The organism is Mesorhizobium sp. M4B.F.Ca.ET.058.02.1.1, assembly GCF_003952505.1.
GTDB lineage: Bacteria > Pseudomonadota > Alphaproteobacteria > Rhizobiales > Rhizobiaceae > Mesorhizobium.
Map to the genome: position 1 here is coordinate 2,760,872 of NZ_CP034450.1, position 19,376 is coordinate 2,780,247.

At 62.8% G+C, this 19,376-nt stretch carries 13 protein-coding genes; 3 read left to right on the forward strand and 10 right to left on the reverse strand.

What is annotated here, in order from left to right:
• Positions 1-10 precede the first annotated feature (10 nt).
• From EJ073_RS13810 to EJ073_RS13840, 7 genes are all read right to left on the reverse strand, one after another.
• A complete protein-coding gene (locus EJ073_RS13810) occupies positions 11-499 on the reverse strand; it encodes a hypothetical protein (protein WP_126056224.1) in 489 nt (162 codons plus the stop codon).
• On the reverse strand, positions 486-1,844 hold the full coding sequence (locus tag EJ073_RS13815; protein WP_126056225.1) for a FliI/YscN family ATPase: 1,359 nt from the start codon (positions 1,842-1,844) through the stop codon (positions 486-488). Before EJ073_RS13815 ends, EJ073_RS13810 begins: the two co-directional genes overlap by 14 nt.
• Positions 1,841-2,458: a type III secretion system stator protein SctL gene (gene sctL / locus EJ073_RS13820; protein WP_126056226.1), complete on the reverse strand. Its 618-nt coding sequence runs from the start codon at positions 2,456-2,458 to the stop codon at positions 1,841-1,843. Before sctL ends, EJ073_RS13815 begins: the two co-directional genes overlap by 4 nt.
• Positions 2,459-2,462: 4 nt before the next feature.
• Complete coding sequence (locus tag EJ073_RS13825; protein WP_126056227.1) at positions 2,463-3,080, reverse strand: SctK family type III secretion system sorting platform protein; 618 nt, start codon at positions 3,078-3,080, stop codon at positions 2,463-2,465.
• On the reverse strand, positions 3,077-3,802 hold the full coding sequence (gene sctJ / locus EJ073_RS13830; protein WP_245455575.1) for a type III secretion inner membrane ring lipoprotein SctJ: 726 nt from the start codon (positions 3,800-3,802) through the stop codon (positions 3,077-3,079). Before sctJ ends, EJ073_RS13825 begins: the two co-directional genes overlap by 4 nt.
• 124 nt (positions 3,803-3,926) lie before the next feature.
• Entirely contained in the window at positions 3,927-4,559 is a 633-nt protein-coding gene (locus EJ073_RS13835; RefSeq protein ID WP_126056229.1) for a hypothetical protein, read from the reverse strand.
• 17 nt (positions 4,560-4,576) lie between these two features.
• Positions 4,577-5,221 carry a type III secretion protein gene (locus EJ073_RS13840; RefSeq protein WP_245455577.1) on the reverse strand — a complete coding sequence of 215 codons (645 nt, stop codon included), beginning with the start codon at positions 5,219-5,221 and terminating at the stop codon, positions 4,577-4,579.
• Positions 5,222-5,325: 104 nt separating this feature from the next.
• Here EJ073_RS13840 and EJ073_RS13845 point away from each other — a divergent pair, with 104 nt between their 5' ends.
• Together EJ073_RS13845 and EJ073_RS13850 are read left to right on the forward strand one after the other, a co-directional pair.
• Positions 5,326-5,946 (forward strand): hypothetical protein, encoded by a 621-nt coding sequence (locus EJ073_RS13845; RefSeq protein ID WP_126056230.1) that lies wholly within the window; start codon positions 5,326-5,328, stop codon positions 5,944-5,946.
• Between the two features lie 3 nt (positions 5,947-5,949).
• Positions 5,950-6,876, forward strand: a complete 927-nt coding sequence (locus tag EJ073_RS13850; protein ID WP_126056231.1) for a LysR family transcriptional regulator — start codon at positions 5,950-5,952, stop codon at positions 6,874-6,876.
• A 23-nt stretch (positions 6,877-6,899) separates the two neighbouring features.
• Here EJ073_RS13850 and EJ073_RS32930 read toward each other — a convergent pair whose 3' ends face one another.
• From EJ073_RS32930 to EJ073_RS13865, 3 genes are read right to left on the reverse strand one after another with little or no spacing between them, the layout of a single operon-like run.
• On the reverse strand, positions 6,900-14,048 hold the full coding sequence (locus tag EJ073_RS32930) for an SH3 domain-containing protein (RefSeq protein WP_348627268.1): 7,149 nt from the start codon (positions 14,046-14,048) through the stop codon (positions 6,900-6,902).
• Positions 14,049-14,068: 20 nt separating this feature from the next.
• Complete coding sequence (locus EJ073_RS32105) at positions 14,069-17,944, reverse strand: LysM domain-containing protein (RefSeq protein ID WP_126056233.1); 3,876 nt, start codon at positions 17,942-17,944, stop codon at positions 14,069-14,071.
• Positions 17,871-18,878, reverse strand: a complete 1,008-nt coding sequence (locus EJ073_RS13865; RefSeq protein ID WP_126056234.1) for a MurR/RpiR family transcriptional regulator — start codon at positions 18,876-18,878, stop codon at positions 17,871-17,873. Before EJ073_RS13865 ends, EJ073_RS32105 begins: the two co-directional genes overlap by 74 nt.
• Positions 18,879-19,092: 214 nt before the next feature.
• On the opposite strand from EJ073_RS13865, the gene EJ073_RS13870 reads away from it, so the two are divergent.
• Positions 19,093-19,275, forward strand: a complete 183-nt coding sequence (locus tag EJ073_RS13870) for a hypothetical protein (protein WP_126092905.1) — start codon at positions 19,093-19,095, stop codon at positions 19,273-19,275.
• Positions 19,276-19,376 lie beyond the last annotated feature (101 nt).

Consider the following 19,376-nt stretch of genomic DNA (forward strand, 5'->3'; position numbering starts at 1 on the left):
ACAGATTGGGTTATCGTTCTGTGGGCGGGCGCGGTGGGCCGCGCTCCTCTTCCTCGGAAAGTTCGGCAAGCGCCAGGCGACGACGCGCGGTGCGTTTGCTCAAATGCTCCAGAAGCCCATCCAGCTTCACTACGGCCTTCATGCTTGCGCGATGATGCTTGCGGGCTACCGACAACTCCACCTTCCGTCGCTGTGCGGCGACCTCGGCCATCTTCTCGCTTTCCCGCAACTGCTCGGTTTTTCTGGCGGCGATTTCGAACCGTCCCTGAAGCCGGGAGAGGCTGGCCGCCTTGACCGGCTGTCCAACAAGCGCACCGAAGGCTGCATCTTCGGCGTCGACTATGCGCTGAAGGTGCTCCGTGACCGCGGCGGCCGCCTCCTGCCCCTCCCTTGCGGCCCGGTGCGCGGCGGCGTGCCTTCTGATCACCACTTCCTTTGCGCGTTCTTCACGGCGGTGTCTGAGGTCGCGCAATCGAGCGATCATGTCACGCTCCTTCATAAGCGATCTCCCGCATGCGTTGGCGTGTCTTCTCGATGCTCTCGTGTGTGGCGGACGCCTGTCGCAGGAAGGCGTTGATGGCGTCGATCTTCGCCACAGCCTCATCCGCCACCGCATCGCCGCCCTTTTCATACTCGCCGACGCGCAGGAGAAGTTCGATATCGGCGTAGCGGGCAAGCAGCTCGCGCAGGCGGCTGGCGTCGGCCCGATGCACCGGGGGCACGACGGCATCCATCAGACGGCTTCGGCTGCGCAGGACGTCGATGGCGGGGAAATGGTTGCGCTGCGCAAGTTCGTTCGACAGGAAGACGTGGCCATCTAGAAGCGCCTGGATTTCCTCGGCGACCGGATCCAGCGTGCCGTCGCCTTCCAGGAGAACGCTGTAAAGGCTGGTGATGGACCCCACGCGACCAGGGCCCGAGCGCTCGAGCAGCCGCGGCAGGACGGCAAACAGCGAAGACGGAAAACCGCGACGCGTCGGTGGCTCGCCCGAGGCCAGGCCGATCTCGCGCTGGGCACGGGCAAATCTCGTAATGTTGTCCATCGCAAGCAGCACATGCTTGCCCTGGTCGCGAAAATATTCCGCAATGCTAGTCGCCACATAGGCCGCCTTGACGCGCTCGATGGCGGGCCGGTCGGATGTCGCGACGACGACGATTGCCCGCTGCCGCCCTTCCGGTCCAAGCTGATGCTCTAGGAATTCGCGAACCTCGCGTCCACGTTCGCCGACAAGGGCGACCACGGCGACATCGGCATCGGTGCCGCTGACGATGTCGGAAAGCAGGATCGACTTGCCGACACCGGGCTCGCCGAAAATGCCGACGCGCTGTCCGCGCGCGCAAGTGAGCAACCCATCGAGAGCGCGGATTCCAAGCTGGATCGGCTCGGAAATCAAACTGCGCTCGAGCGGAGATGGCGGATAGGCATTGACCGGATAGCTGCCGACAATGCCATCCGGCGAGAGCGGCTCGCCGTCCAATGGCTCGCCGAGCGCGCTGATCACCCGACCCAAGAGGCCAGGACCGACGGGCACCAACTGCTCCTTTCCGGTCGCAACGACCTCCGTCAGGCTTGAAAGACCGGTCAGGTCGCCAAGCGGAACGAGGATCGCCATCTCGTCCATCAGGCCGACGACTTCCGCCTTGGTCGTCCTGCCGGTTCTGGGGTCTACCAATTCACATATCTCGCCGATCCGGGCCTCCTCCACGGTCGCGTGGATGACCGTGCCGGTAACCCGCCGCACGCGCCCTCGCCTCGGCCGGCTGGCATCGTCGCGCAGGCCGGAACGCAGGCCGGGGATGATGGACGCCAGGCGATTTTCGATTTCGGCAGCGTGCGCCGTCATGGAACCTCCGCCTTTGACCCTATCGCGGCCGCTATGGCATTGAGCTGCGCGTCGATGCTGGCATCGACGACGGCAAAGTCGGTCGAAACGATGCAGGCGCCGGCCGCCAGCGCATCATCCGCGTCGATCTCGACGGTCATGCCCAGATCGCTCTCGCGCAAGACCGCGTCCAGCTCATCGCGAACCCTGTCGACGGAAGCGGGATGAACCCGGACTTTCAGATATTTGGCGCGGCGTATTTCGGAAACCGCGTGCCTCGCGGCCTTGGCGACAAGCGTGCCGACGTCGAACTCGCCCAGCATTCGCCTGACGATTTCGATGGCCAGACCGATGACTTCCGCCTGCAGTCCGCCAAGATAGCGATCCACCTTGACCGCTGTTTCGCCGATCAGCCGCGTGGCGTCCGCATCGCCCTGCGCCTTGCCGTCCTCATAGCCCTGCGCATATTCGGCCGCGTAGGCTCGGCGAGCGGCCTCACGCAACTGCTGGGCATCGCGCCTCGCCTCGTCGAGAAAGGCGTGCCCATCCTGCCAGGCGCGCGCCTCAGCGGCGCGCAGGATGCGGGCATAAGGGCGCCCTGGCATGTCATTGGTCGCTGTTCCCGGTTCGACCATTACGCTAGCCCATCGCTCGTCGGACAATCGCCGGACCGGCTTCGGCAAACGGCTCAGTCGTCTGATCGACAAGCTCGTGCGGCATCAGCTTGAGACGAACTCGCATGCTCGTCCCGCCCGGCATCGCCTGACACCACGCGCCAAGGCAACTCAGGCCGTCGGCATAGACGCGACGGTGAATATCCTCCAAGGGCTGCAAAGGCTGCAGCGGACCGGCCAGGTCGCGGTTGGCGACCGCGAACGTGCAGAGATCCGCACCGAGTGCCACCTGCAACGCATCGGCCTCGCGTCCGTCAATGACAGCGGCCAGATTTCCGGCCCAGTAGATCGCGCCCGAGCGAAGCACGAGTTCCTCCAACTCCTCCCCCGATGACAAGGCGATTGCCCGATCCACCGCGTCGGCCGGTTCATCGACCGCGCAAGAGAGCCGATAGCGCTCGAGCAGCAAATTCGACAAGCGCTGCTGCAGGCGTTGTGTCCGCAGCATGCGCTCGCAAGCGGCCTCGCTGATCGTGCCGTCAAAGCAGTCCGCCAGCCGAGCCGCATCCGCATAGGATGCGGGGTTGGACATGAATGCCTGCCATTCCGGGCTGGCGGTTTGCTGCGAGCCAGTCCGGGTCATGTCTTCTTCACCGGCAGAGCGGTCGCGTCGAGCGCGTAGACACCCGGACGTCGATACCACTGGAGGTAAGCCAGCCGGGCAGCCAGCGCGAGTATGGCGGCCGCCATGCCGTAAAACAGCCACATGGCGGCGGCGACGCTGTCCGGATGCAGCCAAAGTCCGAGGAATGTCGTGAAGCCTGCTTCGCCGGTTTGTTGTTCGGGGGCCGTTGCGGTCACCGGAATGAGCGTGACCGAAACATTGTCATAGGTCAGTCCGGCGATGCCCTTGGCTACCAGCATCTTGACCTGCGGGATCAGCTCATTCATCGGAACCGATGCGCGATGCCGGATGAAGACGGAGGCGGACGACGGCACCAACTGCTGTCTCAGCGGATCGTTTTCGGGCAGGACGAGATGAACGCGCGCCGAAAGCACGCCGTCGATGTCCGAGATCGTCTGCGAAAGTTCCTGGCTCAAGCCGTAGATCATCGTCGCCCGCTCCTCTACCGGCGAGGACACCAGCCCATCTCTCTTGAACACCTCGCCGAGCGTCTGGAATTCCTGCTTGGGCAGCCCGCTTTCATCGAGAATCACCATGGCTTCGGCGAAACGGTCCTTCTGCACGGAGACCGTCATCTTGCCGTCCTTGCCGGCCTCGCGCTGGGCCGGAATCCCGTGACGCATCAGCGTGGCGACGATCTCGTTGGCCTGCCGCTGGTTGAGGTTGGAATAGAGCTCCACCGAGCACGCCTGCAGCACAAGCATACCCGTGACAACGAGCGCGACACGGCACCAGGCGCCGCACCGATTCAAAAACGTTGATCGCTGCGGCAAGGACAGGGTGGGCACGAACACTCCGTAGCGCTTACTGTTGCTTGATCAGCGTGCTGGTGGACGACGTGACCGCGGTCACGCTGCTCGTCACCACCTCGAGATTGGCGGCTGCCCACATCACCGAAATCGATCGCTCGAGCAGTTGCTCGGCATTCTTTGCAGGCGCGTTTTCGCCTTCCTTGCCCGATGGCGCCGCCTTGCCGGCGCCTTCGGGCACCGAGGCTGCTTCAGCGTTCACGGGGGCGTTCGCCTGGCCAAGGGCTTTCTGGACCTGCTGCATGGTTCCTTCAAGCGACCGAACGGCTGACCCAAAGAGTGCCGAGGGATCGGTGAGCGCCCCACCCCCTGCCTTCTCCGCCTCGGCCAGATAGTCGAAGAGTTGGCGTTCGACGATCGGTTCGGTCCGTTCCGCTTTGGCGGATTGTCCAACCATTGCCGGATTGGCGCCGGACGATGCCTGCGCCACCTGCTGACCGGCCCGCGTAGCGACATCGCCGCGCTCGGGCGTGCTGGCCTTTGCGACATCGTGCTTTTCCTGCTTGGCGCCTACCATCCGGTTACCCGGCTGCGCTGCCGCGCCGGCGGTGATCTGCTGTTGTGCGCTTATACTGGTGGTCAAATTTGCCAGCGATGCTTCCAGGGCTCCAATCGGCGCGATCTGCATGAACCTGGCCTCCTGTTTCAGTTTGGACTGACGGGCACATTCTGTGTCTCCGCCAGCTTGCCGCCGCGGAAAACGCGGATCGAAACGACTTTGCCGGGCTCCTGCTTCGTGCTCGATGCGGGAACGCCAAGTGTCTTTCGGACGAGTTCCACATAGGACGGCGGCCCAGACACCGAGACGACATCGTCTTGCCTGGAAACCTTGATCGGAAACCTCGGATCGATGACGCCCAGGCGCTGCAGCCGATCTTCCGCGCCGGCAGCCGTGTCGGCATTGAGCGGGATCATCTCCGTCTGGACTTCAGCCTCGGTCGCGACGTTCATGACGATGCCGTCGAAATGCCAGACCAGCCCGTACCGATTGCAGATCTCTTCCAGGAATTCGCGGGCCGTTCCAACCGGCATGCCGGCGCTCAGGCGCCCCTTCACAAGCTTGCTGACACGCATTGGCACGCGCATGTTGCGGCCAAGCTCGACCAGCGCGTCCGTCACCGACTGATCGACCGTGATGTATTTGTAAGGACCGGCAGGCCAGCGTGGCTCGGCGGCATTTGCCCACGAGGAAGCAAGGCCAAGCATCAGGATCATCGCAAGGCCGCCCGCGAAGACAGCCTTGGTTCCCGACGACCAGTCCGCATGGCAGGTACCGCGTCCCGTCAACATAGGTCCTATCGCAAAGGGACGCGAAGTGATGGCCCGCGTCGCCTGTCTCGTGGTTTACCCGCCAATTCACTTGTATCGTGCGCACTGCAAAATTGGAAGTCCAATTGGATTTCTATTGCGCATTTGGTTCCAAATGTTGCGAACGGTGCGCAAAGCGATATGGTGCGCGCTGGAATCAGACATCACCGGTTCGTGATCGCCGGTTCGATGCTCGAATTTGGGAGGGATGGGGCTCGGTGGCGGCAAACGGGAACCTGGTCGCGAGCCTGGATGCTCACGCCGGAATTCCGGGGCGCTGGACCCTGGTCTGTCCGCGCCTCGTCCAGCGCTTGGGTGAATCAGTTCTGATTGCTGCCACGTTGACTGTCGCCGCGGCGCCGGCGCAGGCTCAATCGAACAGCGGCTATGACCCGCGCAGCTGGAGCTACGATCAAGCCAGAAATGCGCTGGTCTCGCCATCCGCTCCCGACCAGGTTCCGGGGAGAAACACGGTCGGCAATCCCAGGGAGATCGTGGATTTCGATGAGGCTCAACGGAAAGGATCGATCGTGATCAACACCACGAAGCGGCGCCTCTACCACTTATTGGGAGACGGCAAGGCGCTGCGATATGCGGCGTCGGGAGGGAGGGCTCGAGTGGTCCGGTCGCGACACGATTTCGAGCAAGAAGGACTGGCCGGATTGGCGCCCGCCAGCCAGATCGGCGCCCAGATTGTCCGGCATTGAACTGTGATCCCTTTCAACATCAAGCAGCTCGAAACCTTTGTCCTGGTGGCGACTTTCGGAAGCTTTCGAAAGGCGGCGGAACGTCTGAACACAACACAGCCGGCGGTGTCGACCCGAATTGCCGGTCTGGAAGAAGCGCTCGGCGCGAAGTTATTTGAGAGGCAGAGCAGCACCGTAAGGCTGACCGCAGAGGGACAACGGCTGCTGCCGCCAGCGCAGCGGGTGCTGCGCGTGGCCGAACGGCTGCAGTTGACGGCAAACTCTCTATCGGAGACCGCGGGAGTGCTCAGGCTCGGGGTTGCCGAGACCATCGTGCACACCTGGCTTCCCGATTTCCTCAAGGAATTGCAGGTAAACTATCCGCTCGTCGATACCGATATCGTCGTCGACACAACGACGACCCTTCGCAACGAGCTCATGTCCCACAGACTCGATCTTGCGGTGCTGATGGGCCCCATTCAGGAATACAGCATCGAGAATATGGAGCTGCCATCCTTCCCGCTCGTATGGGTCTGCTCGCCCGCCTTGAAACTACCCAACCGGGGCAAGCTGACGGTGAGCGACCTGATGCAATTCCCAATCATCAGCTATGCGCGCACGACGAGACCTTACAGTGAGCTTTACCGCAAGCTGACCGGCGAGTTTGAAGCGACGCCGCGTATCTTTCCCGCCAATTCGCTGGCCGCTTCCATCAAGATGACGCTGAACGGGATCGGTATCGCCTCCCTCCCCAGGGAAGTCGTCCAAGACCACACGGCCAGCGGCACCCTGCGCATCGTCGACTGCGAATGGCATCCCTCCGACCTGCGGTTCACCGCTTCGTACTCCTCCGAGCCATCGAATCCGATAGCGGAGCGGGCGGCAAAGTTGGCCGGTTGCATCGCACATGCATATGCCGCCAGAATCGGCAAGGCGCAGCCTGCCGACTAGCTCGCAGTTGAGCCCGTGGCGCCTCAGCCGACCGACGCTGCTGGCAGATAGATGCGATCGCCTGAAAAGATCACATCCGGGCTCATAATATGATCCATGTTGAGCACGACGGTCGCCGCCACGTCCGCAGAATGGCTCCTGGCGATCAGGCGAATGCTGTCGCCGCTCTTCACCTCGACCCACTGATAGCCGCCCTTCTCCAGCGCTGGATTCGTGCGGCCCTTGGCGTTGCTGCTGCCATCGGGATGAACCTCGACATAGTCGCCGGAAACCCAGCCGCTATGCATTTTACCGTCCGGTCCGAAACCTTCGACAGGTATCCAGGCTTCTCCCGACGGATCGGTCGAAGGTTTCGCGGTCTGTTCGACGAACGTGCCGGGCTGCAGGACCGTGGCCACGTTCGAATTCCCGTCGGGCTCCGTCCGCAGATTCAGACCGTCATCCGCCGACACCACGAGCTGCGGGAAGTCTTCGGGCGGGGTTTGCGGCTTCCCTGGAACATCGGAGGGATCATCGGGCTGCTGGGACGACGCATCGCCATTCTGCTTTTTCGGATCGGGTGGAGAGGTCGGCGCGCCCTCCCAAGGCTCCGCCAGCAAGGAATCCAGCGAGAAGAGAAGCATTCCAATGCCGAATGTGATGCCCAAAGTCCACCGGTCCCATGAACCCCAACGTTTGTCGGACTTTTCCGCCGCCGCGATATCGGCATCGGTTCGCGGCACAGAACGGCGATTCATTCGGTCCGTCCTTATGGCCGACGCCCAGAATTCGGCGCAGCCGAACGTGAACAGGGTGCCCGCGACCGTGGCGATCGGCGCCGGCCAGGAGTGCAGCGTATAGACGGCACAGCCAAGCACATAGCCGGGTCCAGCCAGATGTTCGGCCACATTTCGGATCACCGGTCTGCCGGTGAACGACTGCAGCATCGACTTCGTGCCATAGACGACGTTGCCGAGCGAAAACGTGCTGTTGACGACAAGGTCCTTACCCTGGATCATCCCGGTCGCGGCACCTGGCGCCGCTGCAATGAATGTGGCCCCGCCGAGCGCGTTGAGGAATCGCCCGAACGGCTTGTGATTTGCGGTTGCGTTGGGGAAGATCGCCTGCGAGCCGAAAACGAAGCCTCGCACGCCAAATGCCACGGCTGCGGCAGTCGCGCTCCAGGTTGGCGGCAACGAACTCCACAACGCGTAGGAGGTGGTCGACATGCCGCCAAAGGTGGCGAGCGCCTGAGCGTTTTCGCGCATCCTCGCATGGCTGAGGGCCAGGTCGACACTGGCAGCCTGATCCGGCGTCATCGCCTTCTTGTGGGTGGCACGGAAGGTCGTCAGTTGCAGCACGGAGAGGGCGTTCGTCTGATCCGTCGACATCCAGGCAAACTGCGTTGGCGTGAACTTGCGCAATTGGCCGGGGCCGAGCTCGCCAAGCTGCTTCGGCGTGAGGGCCGCTATCTGCTGCTTCGTCAGCGCCTCGATCTGATGAATCGTCAGGGCGCCAAGCTGCTCACGCGTAAGCGCCGAAATATGGTCCGGCGACAGCTGTGCCGTCGTCACGGGATTGCGTGCCGCGACAAGGTCGGGATTCAACGCCGCGAACTGCGTGGCATCAAGATGGCCGAGTTGGACAGGTCTCATGGCGGCGAACTGCTCCGACGTGAAGGCATTGCGCTGCTCGTCGCTGAGCCCGGCTATCTGGTCGGGCGTCAGCTTGCGCACTTGCTCGATGGTCAAGGCAGAAAGTTGCTCAGGTGAGAGGGCAGCGACCTGATCCGGCCGCAAGGCGCTGATGCGGCCAGGGGCAATAGCCTGCAATCTGCTTGGCCTGATCGCCTGCAGCTCTTCGGCGCTCACCGCCTGCAACTGCTTCGGCCGCAGCGCCGCAACCTGATCGAACGTCAGCTGCTGCTCGGGGCTCAGTGCGGCCACCTGTTCGGGCGTCAGCCTGGCGATGTGCTCCGGCTTGATTGCATGCAGTTGCGCGTCGGTCAGCCCGGAAATCTGATCGGCCGAAAGCGACCTGACCTCGGGCCCGGTCGGCGCGCGCACAGGTTCGGCAAATCCCGGCTCCACGGCGGAACTTACCGGAAGCTCGAGGCCGACGAACTTTCCGCTGGCGGGGTCGAAGACCGCCCTGCCGCGGTCAGGTGCTAGGGGCCATGCGGCACCTGCGGACGATGCTTCGGCGGAAGCGTTCAACACCTGCGGCGTTTCGCTGGCCAGAGGCGCCGCCTCATTGACCACGGCCTCGGTCACCGGCGTCTCCGACGGCGCGCTGATATCCCAGAATTCGTCGGCCGGCCGCAGGATTATCTGCGGGCGTTCGGGCGTCGACACGCCCGGAGCAACGGCATCCTCGTTGCGGGTGAACCCGCCGACGAAGTTGCCGTCAGGATCCATCATCCTCCATCCGTAGACCTCGTTCCACGGTATGCTGCCGTCGATCGCCGTCTCGTCGACGCCGGCCATCCTGTCGCCGACAGGCCGGCCCATCGCCTCGAACTCGGTCGGGACGTGGAGGCGTGGTCTGCTTGGATTCAGCGTGTAAAGATAGGTGTAGCCTTGCTGGCGCGCCGCCCGCGACTCTTCCGCGACGAAGGTCTTGGCCCCGGAGACCGACTGGCTCGTACCAACGAATCGGCCATGGGTGTTGCCCATCACATAGTTGCTCAGCGCGATGCCTTGCGGATTGTCCACCCAGATTCCTGTCGGCGGCGGTGGCGAGAAGCCGCCCGCGTCCCTGATCTCGCTCGGCGAGCGCGTATCGGCGCGGAAAACATAGGGACCGACATTGCCGCGCGACGGGCGGCCGGCATTGCTTGCTTCCTCGGCCGCATTGGCAGGTTGATCGCCCTGTTCCGGCAGGCTTCCCGGCACATGGTCGTCGGAGGCGCCGCGTATCCAAGGCAGCACGACGGCTTCACCCGTGTCGGGGTCATAGACCAGTATGTGCGTCTTGTCCTGGACCTCCGGAGCATCGGCCGCGGCGCGGGGTCCGTCGGAAGGCGGCACATAAACCTGCTCCGGGCTCCTCGGCTCGGTGCCCAGCATTGCCGCGACGATCACCTCGCCATTCCTGTCCTGGAGACGGATGGTTCGGCCCACGCCGACCTGGTTCGACGCCGGTTGAGATTGCGGTGTTGCCGTGGCGGGCTTGCTGTGTCCAAAGATGTTGCCGATAATTCGCGCGTCATCGAGCGCCTGCTGCAACTCCGCGGAAGGCGGCGCATCGAGGAACACCCAGCGCGGCTGATAGGCCGGGTTCTCGTTGCGCAGCGCAACGTCCTTGTTGATCTGCTCCTGCAGTTTTGGCGTCAGCGGTACTTCACGCATCTGGGCGACACCGTTTATGGTCGTCCAGCGATGGTAGGTCTTGACCTCGATGGCCTCGATCACGTCCGGGCTCTTGAAGACAGGCGAATCCACGTAGCGCCCGCCCTCGCCGAAGACGGGATGCGGGCCGTCCGGATTGGCCGCGACCGGGAAATGCGCCTCTCCAAGCGATCCGTTGAGTTCGCGTGTGTAAGTCTCGCCGGCCTTCCATTTTTCAGGCTGCCGCATGTTGCGGACCTGCTGCAGCGAATGGGTCGTTGGCGGCGCTGCTTCGATTGCCTTCCTGGCCGGCATTGCCTGCGGCGGCACGGTTTCTCCCTCCGGCCGTCCCTGGCTGCCCGGGACGTGGTCCTGCGAGCCGCCGCGCACCCATGGCAGGACGTACGCTTCGCCCGTCTCCGGGTCCCGATACAGAATATGCGACTTGTCCATCAGCTCCGGTTCGTCGCCGCGCGCCTTTGGTCCGTCGGCCGGCGGCACATAAACCCGCTCCGGACTGGCCGGCCCGGTGCCCAGCACTGTGGCGGCGATCACATTGCCGCTCTCGTCCTGAAGCTGCAGGGTTCTTGGCGGGCGTTTACCGGCCGACGCAGCGTTGGCGGCGCCAGCGGCCGCGTCTTGCCCAGGCGCAGGGTTGCCTGCCGGCGGTGCTGGCCGTCGAAACAAAAGAGGCCGGTCTGAAGGCGAAGGAGCAACTCCTTGCCTTTGATACCAGCGCGCAAGCGGCTGTTGCTGGTCGGATGGCGCCAGATAGACAAATTCCGGCGGCGGCATCTCAATTGGTTTTGCCTGTGTCTCGAGGAAGTCTCGGACGGCGCTCATCGCGCCAGGCGGAATGAAAGCTTCATCCTCAAGCGACAGCAACGTGGATTGGCGGAACGCCTCAATATCGGCCTTCTGACTGGGTGTCGCCGTCGTTTCGAGTTCATCCAGCCATTTTGCGAACGACGCCCGGCCGCCTCTCGGAAATGCGATACCTCCTCCCATGTCAGCTCGCTGGTCGAGCTCATGCAGCCAGCGCGGAACCGCTATTTCCACAGGCAGTGTGTCGCCAAAGGTAAATCCACGTCTAACGAAATCGGCTTTCGCGACGATCGGGGCGACCTCAGGCAAATTCGTTCGATAAAAGAACCTGATCTCGCCTGTGAAGGCCAATGGCAATTGCAGGAACGGGACCGAGGGCACGCGGAATTTGAGGGCTGGGCTCCGTACCGCAAGCGTGACGTCTAGTGTCGAGGCGACAGCCTCGCGCTTGCCAAAAAGGTTGACGTAGATCGGACCGTCCGAGCGAACGTAATGATTGTAGGGCGCAGGCAATTTGCGCAGGATGATGCGATCGGGACTTGGCAGGAATTTGTGGAATGCCTCGTTGACGATGACCTCGAGCCGGCTTGCGCCGGGATTCCAGACGCGTCGACTTTTTCCCGTGAGATCGACAATTGTCTCTCCCAGTGCCAATCCGGGAACAGCAGATTGCCGCATCCCGCTTTCTGAGCCAGGAATGAACAACATCGATTTCTGAGCATCGATTTCTCCCGACGCCACCAGTTCCCGGATGGTGCTCATGTCAGGATTGTCGGCAAGAGCCTGCGCCGTGTTTTTGTCTTTCACCACGAATTGGGCCCTCAACCGGAGGCGGTCAAGTACTCCCCTGTTTGCGTCGACGAAATCTGAATTGACGATGGTTCCCTTGGGCAATGTTGCGTTCATCGCCACTTCGTATCGCTTCTCGACGCTCAGCAAACTCGTCAGATAATACTTGTCTTCGAGATAAACCTTCCGATACGGAACATCGCCATCGAACTCAGAGAATTCGGTCTTGCCGTCCGCCATTTGACGGAAGAAGTCGCTTTCACCGTTCCTCAAAGTTGCCGACTTTGAGCGAAGGGCGAGGCTGAATGTGAGCTCCAGGGCCCAACCCTTATTCCCTGCCTGACCCTCGACACGGGCAGAACGCGGCATAACCGTGAAGACAGAATCCGGGGCGTCGCCGAACAGCCCCTGACGGGCCGCGTTGAGAAGATCCTCCCCTTTGAATTGAAAGGCGGTCTGGCGCTGAACTTTGAGACCGAGTTGTGCGAGCGTGATATTGCGATGCTCGTTCGGGCGAATGGAGATCCCTAGTTCCTTGCCGAGTGTGTAGCGTACCGGTTCGAGCGACCCGTATTTGACGCTGTCGGCAAATGACTGCCAAAGGGCACGATAGCCGCTGCGTGTTCCGAACCCCACCATGTATGACCGCCAGGTCGGCGATCCTAGCTGAAGTGCCTCGGGCACACCCGGGATCGAATGGACAGCCAGGTTTAGCGGATCGGAATTGAAGCGGACGCGACCGAGCGCCGATATCCTGAAGTCTGGCCAGTTCTTCTGTTTGGCCGGCTCGACCCCTGCCGGTGGGTTGGCGCCAGCGGCTGCGCTTTCGTCCACCTCTCTCCGCAGCGTTTGTGGAATGCCATCCGGACCATAGCGCTCGGCCAGCTCACGGCTGGAATAGTAGCCTTGCTCCCGCTCGTAACGGGCCACGAGCTGCTCGGTGGTCAAGCCGTCGAGATAGGCCGAGGGCGTCGTCGGATCCTTGCCGGTGGTGTAGACATACCCGCTCGTGTCGCGTTCAGGTGTGCCGGTGAACCTGCGTGTCTCCGGGTCCCATACAAGATGCAGGGCGCCGTCCGTCACGATCGGCTTGTTCGGCACGATGATAGGATCGCCGCCAGCGGGGATGGATGAGCTTCGCACGGCCGAGCCGTCCGGATCGCGGCCCGGCAGCATGGTCGGGTCATCGGCGCCTGGCTCATGCAACACGATCGGCTGCGACAGCTGGCCGTCGCCTGATAGATCATTCCTGTCGCCTGCGGGTGGCGGCGGGTTCTGGCCCTCTGATTCGCCGGCCGGCAGCGCGCGCTGGCCGGTTGGATTTCCGGCGTCCGCCGTGTTACCGAAACCATATCCCTGCTGGTCGCTGGTTTCGCCGATCACCTCGCCCTGGATAACGATCTCATTCGGGTCCGGCATGACGTGTTCGCCGGTGGGCCTGTAGACACCGTCCGGGCCCATCGCGTAGACGGCCCGCGGTCGCGGTCCCGAATCCGCTCCGCCAGGCGGTGGGGAGCCTGGCGGCGGAGACCCCGGCGGTGGAGTCCCGTCGCCGCCCCGAGGGCCGGCCGCTCCAGGCATATTGTACAGCAGCGAGCGGCCGCCCAGGCCGGTGCCGACCGCACCCGTACCGATGCCCATGATGGCGTTCGCAAGTTCGGCAAAGGACATTTCGCCGCCATGCTCGGCCAGATCCTCCGCCGATCTGGCAAGCACCGGAACACCCGTGACAACGCCGCCGACATCAAGGCCCCAGGCTGTGGTGGTCAGCTTGCTGCCGCTTTGCAGATAGTTCGCTGCCTGTTCGGCATATGAGGATTGCGTTACGTTTACGCGGAATTTGCCAATGCCCCAGCTGGCGTCGCTCATCCGCGCCATCCCGAAACCGCCAGCGAAAGCCTCGGACGTGGACAAGCCGGCCCTTGCCAGGCCGAACGTGCGCAGGGCACCGGCGCCTACCGGCAGGAACGCAGTCACGCCGGTCGCGATATTCCAGGCCGACTGGCTATCGAAGTCGCCGCCCTGAAGCAGGTGCTCACCTTCCTTGTACAGAGTCTTGCCGCCAAGAGCGGCACCGGAGGTGATCGCGATGGGAATGGCCCATTGACCGCCTGGAACGAACGAGACGATGGTGGCGGCGCCGGCCACGATGCCAAGACCGATGTCGGTGGCCTTGTCCCAGAAATCCACCTTGCGCGCGTCGGCGACCTCCAGTTCGTCGAGTGAGAATCCGTCGGCGCCGAGTCTCATGTCGCCGCCCCTGGCCAGGATCAGCTTGCCCTTCTCGCTGAAGATGCGGTTCTCGTGCTGGAATTCGTCGAAACTGCCGTAGTATTTGCCGGAGCTGTCGACATAGCCGACGTCTTTTCCATCGCTCCTGATCGCGAATAATGCTGTCGACGATTCCATCCCGCCATCAAGCGAGAACATCGGAACGAACTTGACCTCTGCGTCTTCGCCGGCGCGGTCAGTGATTTCACCGGTAACCTTTGCGACCCCTCGCTCGATGCATCGAGACCGAGCGCGCGGGCAACCGCGCCGCTGAGCTCGCCAGGCTTGTATTGCTTGTATTCGCCGGTGAACCCGTTCTCGTACAACCGGTTGAGCTGAACCTGGTAGCCGGCGAGCGCCTGATCCCTGTGCTCCTCAAAATACGTGTTCTTGAGCCGCGCCTCATGCTCCTCGTTGCCATATGTCAGAAGCTTGGGGCTGCTTGCATAGAAGCTGTACCAGTCGCGCGCCGCCACCATCGCAGGGCGGACATCCTCCTCCCAGGTCTCCAATTGAGACTTCTCGGTTTCAGCCAAACCCCTGTCGATTTCCGCGGCCGCCACTTCGGGGTGCACCCAAAGCCACTGGCCACCTATCTCGATCCGGACCGACTTGCCGCTGGCACCGATTGCGCCCGCTCCTTCCTTCTCGTAGGCAGCGGCAACGTCCGGTGCGACCCAAAGATCGCGACCGTTTACAGTGATCTTGACCGGCGTCTCGCCTGGTTGGAGCGTGCCGGTGGGCGCTTCTACCGTTCCCCCGCCATGCTCGGCGATGGCATTGTCGCGAGCCGTCGTCGCGTCGACGAGCCTGGTTTTTGCATCTTGCAGCTGTGCGTCAAACCGCTCGACCTGCACGCCGATGATGTTGGATTTGGCGGCCGCCAGCGCCGATTGCGAACCTGTTCCGGAGGGCGTGCAGACCGGCGCCGACGTCGGGCTTTGCGTCGAGGCCATTAACTCCTGCCACTGCCTGTTGAGCGGATCGTTGCGGAAATCGTCCCTGATATTCTTGTCGTCGAGATCGTATGTCAGAGCATATTTCAGGACTGGCGTGTCATTGCCGTTCTCATCGCTGAAAACATCATTCTCGTAGGTGTTTACGAGATAGAGCTGTCCATTTTCCTCGATCACTTCCTGCGACTTCAGGTTGCCGGTGTTCTCGCCTGCACCGTTCGTGTAGCCGTCCCAATCAAAATGGTGCGGATTTCTCTGCATCGCTTGCGCGATCAAGGCTTGCTTGATCGGCTCGACCCGCACGGCAAGGTCGGCCGCATCTTTTTGCGCAACTCCAAATTGCTCATACGCCTCAGCCAGGGTCACCTGGCTGGCTGCCGCCTCCTGCATCGCTCTCAGGTTCTCGAGCCTGCCATTGATTTCGGTATGCTCGGGGCTTCCGGGCTTGGCCTCGGCAAGCTCCAGCTCTGTTGCACCGACCATCTGGTCGATCGTGGCCTTGTTGCCTCGCGCAGTGTGCAGCGCCGCGTTGATAAAGAGCTGTGCGGCTTCGGCGTGCTCAGCTTTGCCCTGAAGGTTGATTTCCTCACTGGTAGGCCCGCCGGGAGCCCCTACGGACGGCTTGCTCGGATCGCTGAGCACCGGCAGCGTCGCCTGCTTGTCGATGGCGTCAAGGAGGCTCCTCTCGCCCTCCTCGTACTCAGCCCGGGCAGTGCTGGCACTTTGAAGCATGTTGTTGGCGGTGGTCAGCCGCGCTTGCGCATCTGCAAGCGTGCCTTTCGGCTCGGGGGCCTGCAATTGCAGCCCATACGGCGCCAAGACCCTGTCAAGTGTCGTCCCGGCACTCGTCATGGCTCCGCTATATTCGGGATCCAGGGCATAGACGTCGAGTTGGGCTGCGCTCTGCCCAGGCTTTGCCTGTGCTTCGCCGAGGCGCGCTATCACAGCGTTCTCGGCGGCGATCGCCCGCGCAACTTCCGGATCGAACCATTGCCAGCTCCCGTCGACCATCAGCGGCACCCATTTGCCGCCTGACGGAGCCGTGGCCGACGGCGGCTCGCCGAACGGGCCGACCGATGTGGCGCTGCCGTCGAGATTCGGCGTCGCAGGCTTGCCGCCGCCATATTGCTCGATTGCGTCCCTTACTGCTTGCTGCGCGTCTGCGGCTTCCTGGGCAAGCTCGGGACTTGCCCCGCCGAGCACGCCCTCCAGAATCGTCTTGAGAACCGTGTCGGCCTTGGCCTGTTCGGGATCTCTGCTCTGCGGATTGATCGATAGCAGCAGTTCGGCCAACGCCTGCTGCGCCGTGCCAACCTCGATCTTCAGGTCGCTGCCGGTGCTGTTGTTGTGCAGCGTCATGCTGCCGTCGGGCCCGGTGGTCAGCGTGTAGCCGTTGAAGGTGACTTCCACGGTCGTGCGCGTACCGTTTTCGATGGTGATCTTTTCACCGACGTGGATGACGTTCGGGTCGCGAGCGGAGCTGAAAAGCTCAGGATTCGTCCGTCTGAGATCATCCAGCGATACGCCATATTGCCGCGCGATCAGGGTCAGGCTGTCGCCCGGCTTGACCTCGTATACGACAGGTTCGCCGCCGTTGATCTCCTCGGTGGTCGTCGTCGTCACCCGGCCGTCCTTGTCGGTGACGATCTTGGTTTCAGTTCCGGTCCGCGGATCGACGATCGTGGTGGTGGTCTCGCCAGTCTCGGTGTTGCGGACGCTGTGGCGGGTCCTGCCGTTGCCATCGACGGACTGCGACGTTTCCTGGCCGTCGGCGGTGGTCACGACGGTGCGTTGGTCATGCTGATAGTCGTGCGAGTAGACAGTCTTGTCGCCGGTGTGCGGATCGACGATCTCGACAGACTGTACGTCGCCGTTGTCGCTGGTCGGTTGCTGGGTGGTCACCTTATAGCCAGCGGCCTGCAATTCGGCGATTACCTGCTCGCTGGTGAGGCCATTTTCCCGTGCGATCTGCTCGATGCTTTTTCCGTCGGCGAGACCGTTCTTGATGTTCTGGGTGCTGGCGCCACCAGGATCCTGGGAGGGCCTCAGAATAGTCTTGCGACCGTCCGGACCGGTGACGGTGGTTACGGGAAGCGCCGGGCCGACGCCCGGCGTTACCGTTTCCACCGAGGCACCATTGGGCAGCGACGTCCGCTCGGTGACGGTGCCGGTGCCGAGATCGTCTTCATACCGCGTCGTGATGGCGCCGGTATCGGGATTGTAGCTGCTGGTTTCTTTGCGCCCGAGCCCGTCGCGGACCGGCGTGGTGGTTGCCGCGACGTTGGGTTGTGCCTGGACGCTCGTATAGTAGCTGTCGTGCTGATAGTCGTAATATTGGGTGACGGTGCGGCCGCCGGCATCCGTGATCTTCGTCGTCTGCACGTCGCCGTTGCCGCTCGTCGGGTCGGTGGTCGACACGGTCATTCCGCCGGATCTGAGCGCGGCGATGACCTGTTCGCGCGTCATGCCGCGGGCGGACGCAATCTGGTCGATGCTCTTGCCGCCGGTGACGTCGTTGACAATGTTGCGGGCGGTAGTCGCATCCCTGGGATTCTCTTCGGCCGCGCCCCCATCAAGTTTCACTGGCGTCACCGCGGGTGCGGCAAGATCGGGTTGCACATAGAGAGCCGGCGCCACCGTCGCGCCATTGCCTGAGGTGCCGGTGCTGGCATTGACGCCCGGCGTCGCCGGAGCCGCAACCGGTGGCGGTTGAAGGGAACTGAGTTGCGTGTTCACCTGCGCCAGTTGCTGGCGTGCCTGTGCCGCCCAATCACGCTCGCCCATTCTGTTGGCGAGCCTGATCTGCTCCCGCAACTGTGCCGCCTGTGCCTCCAGTCGCGCTATCTCAGCGGTGTTTGCCTTGGCGTTGACCTTTTGCGGCTGGACGGGCGGCTTGGTGAGCGTTATCGGGCGAACCATCTGGACGACCTCCGGAAATCACTGTTGCCGGCAGCCCGGCTGCCGTCACGCCCGCCCCGACAGCACCCGTTCCATTGCTATCTGGGGGCTTCCAATAAATGCCGAAAGCAGCAAGCTGCCCTTCCGACTGCTTTACTCGATCTGCGGCATTCACCTCGGACTGCGCAGCCGTCACCGCCGCCAGAATTTCGACGGCGGCGAAGGCAGGCGCGAGGCTGCGGAAGAACGACTGCGAGTTTGACGTGACGATAATTGCTTCCCGCGCGATCCGGGCCAGCGGCGACACGCTGCTGTCGGTGATTGCCACCACGCCGACACCTTGGCGGACCGACTGGCGCGCCACTTCGATGGTCGTGCGCTCATAAGGCGACATGCCCACAGCCAGAAGCACGTCGCCACCTCCGGCATGCTGCAGGACATCCAGACCCGCGCCGCCCATCTCGCCGACGAGCGTAACCTTGCGGTCGCCATCGACCAGAAACGACATGATGTCAGCGCAATGGCTCGCCACCGGATAGGCCGAGCGCGACGCGAGGACGAACAGATTGGCGGACCGCGCAAGCAAGCCGGCGGCGGCGATCAATTGCATGGCACTGCCATATTCGCCGAGACTTGCAATCTGCGCCGCGAGCGTATCGGCAACGACCCCGACCGTCGAATATCCCGGATCGCCATCCTGCTTGCCCTGACGCGCCGGCTCACCAACGATTGTCTCACGAAGCGCGCGCGCATAGAGGCTGCGCATGTCCTCGTAGCCATCTAGGCCAAGCCATCGCGCCAGCCGCATCATCGTGCTGTGCGAAACGCCGGCCTGGTGCGCCTGCTCGCGCATCGACATCAGCGCGACATCCTTGGGATGGTCGAGCACGAAACGCGCGGCGACCCGCAACTGCGGCGGCATATTCTCGAACCGTTCGACCAACAGCTCGGCCAAAGGACCTTTTTCCATTTTTGAATACCCCATTCACCCGGCTTGGAGGTTACTCCTTGAACGCCGGCAACGCAACAGTTGGAACTGTAGTGGCTCAAATATTCCAAATGGACTTTCATTTTCGGCCATACTGCCTTAAGCTGCCTTGGCAACGTGCCGGATCGCGGCTGTGTGAATCCCGGCGCTTGCAACTTGAATTTCTCGCAAGGAGACAATGATGGCTGCTACCCCTCCCATTACGTCCGGCTCTGCAGGGTCGCCGGAACAGAACCTGGACAAGATGATCAAGCACCAGGAGCGCATGTTTGGCCTGGAGATCACGAAAGAGATCGCGAAATCCCAGCATGACATGCTGATGAGCACCGCGAGGACGCTCGGCCAGTCGGCTGAGAAGGCTTAAGGCAAGGTTCCGCGACCCCATGCGCCGCCGCGAGCAATCGGCGGCGCACTTGTACGGCAGGATTTTTCAACACCGGCGTCAGGCTGCATTTGAAATCGTCA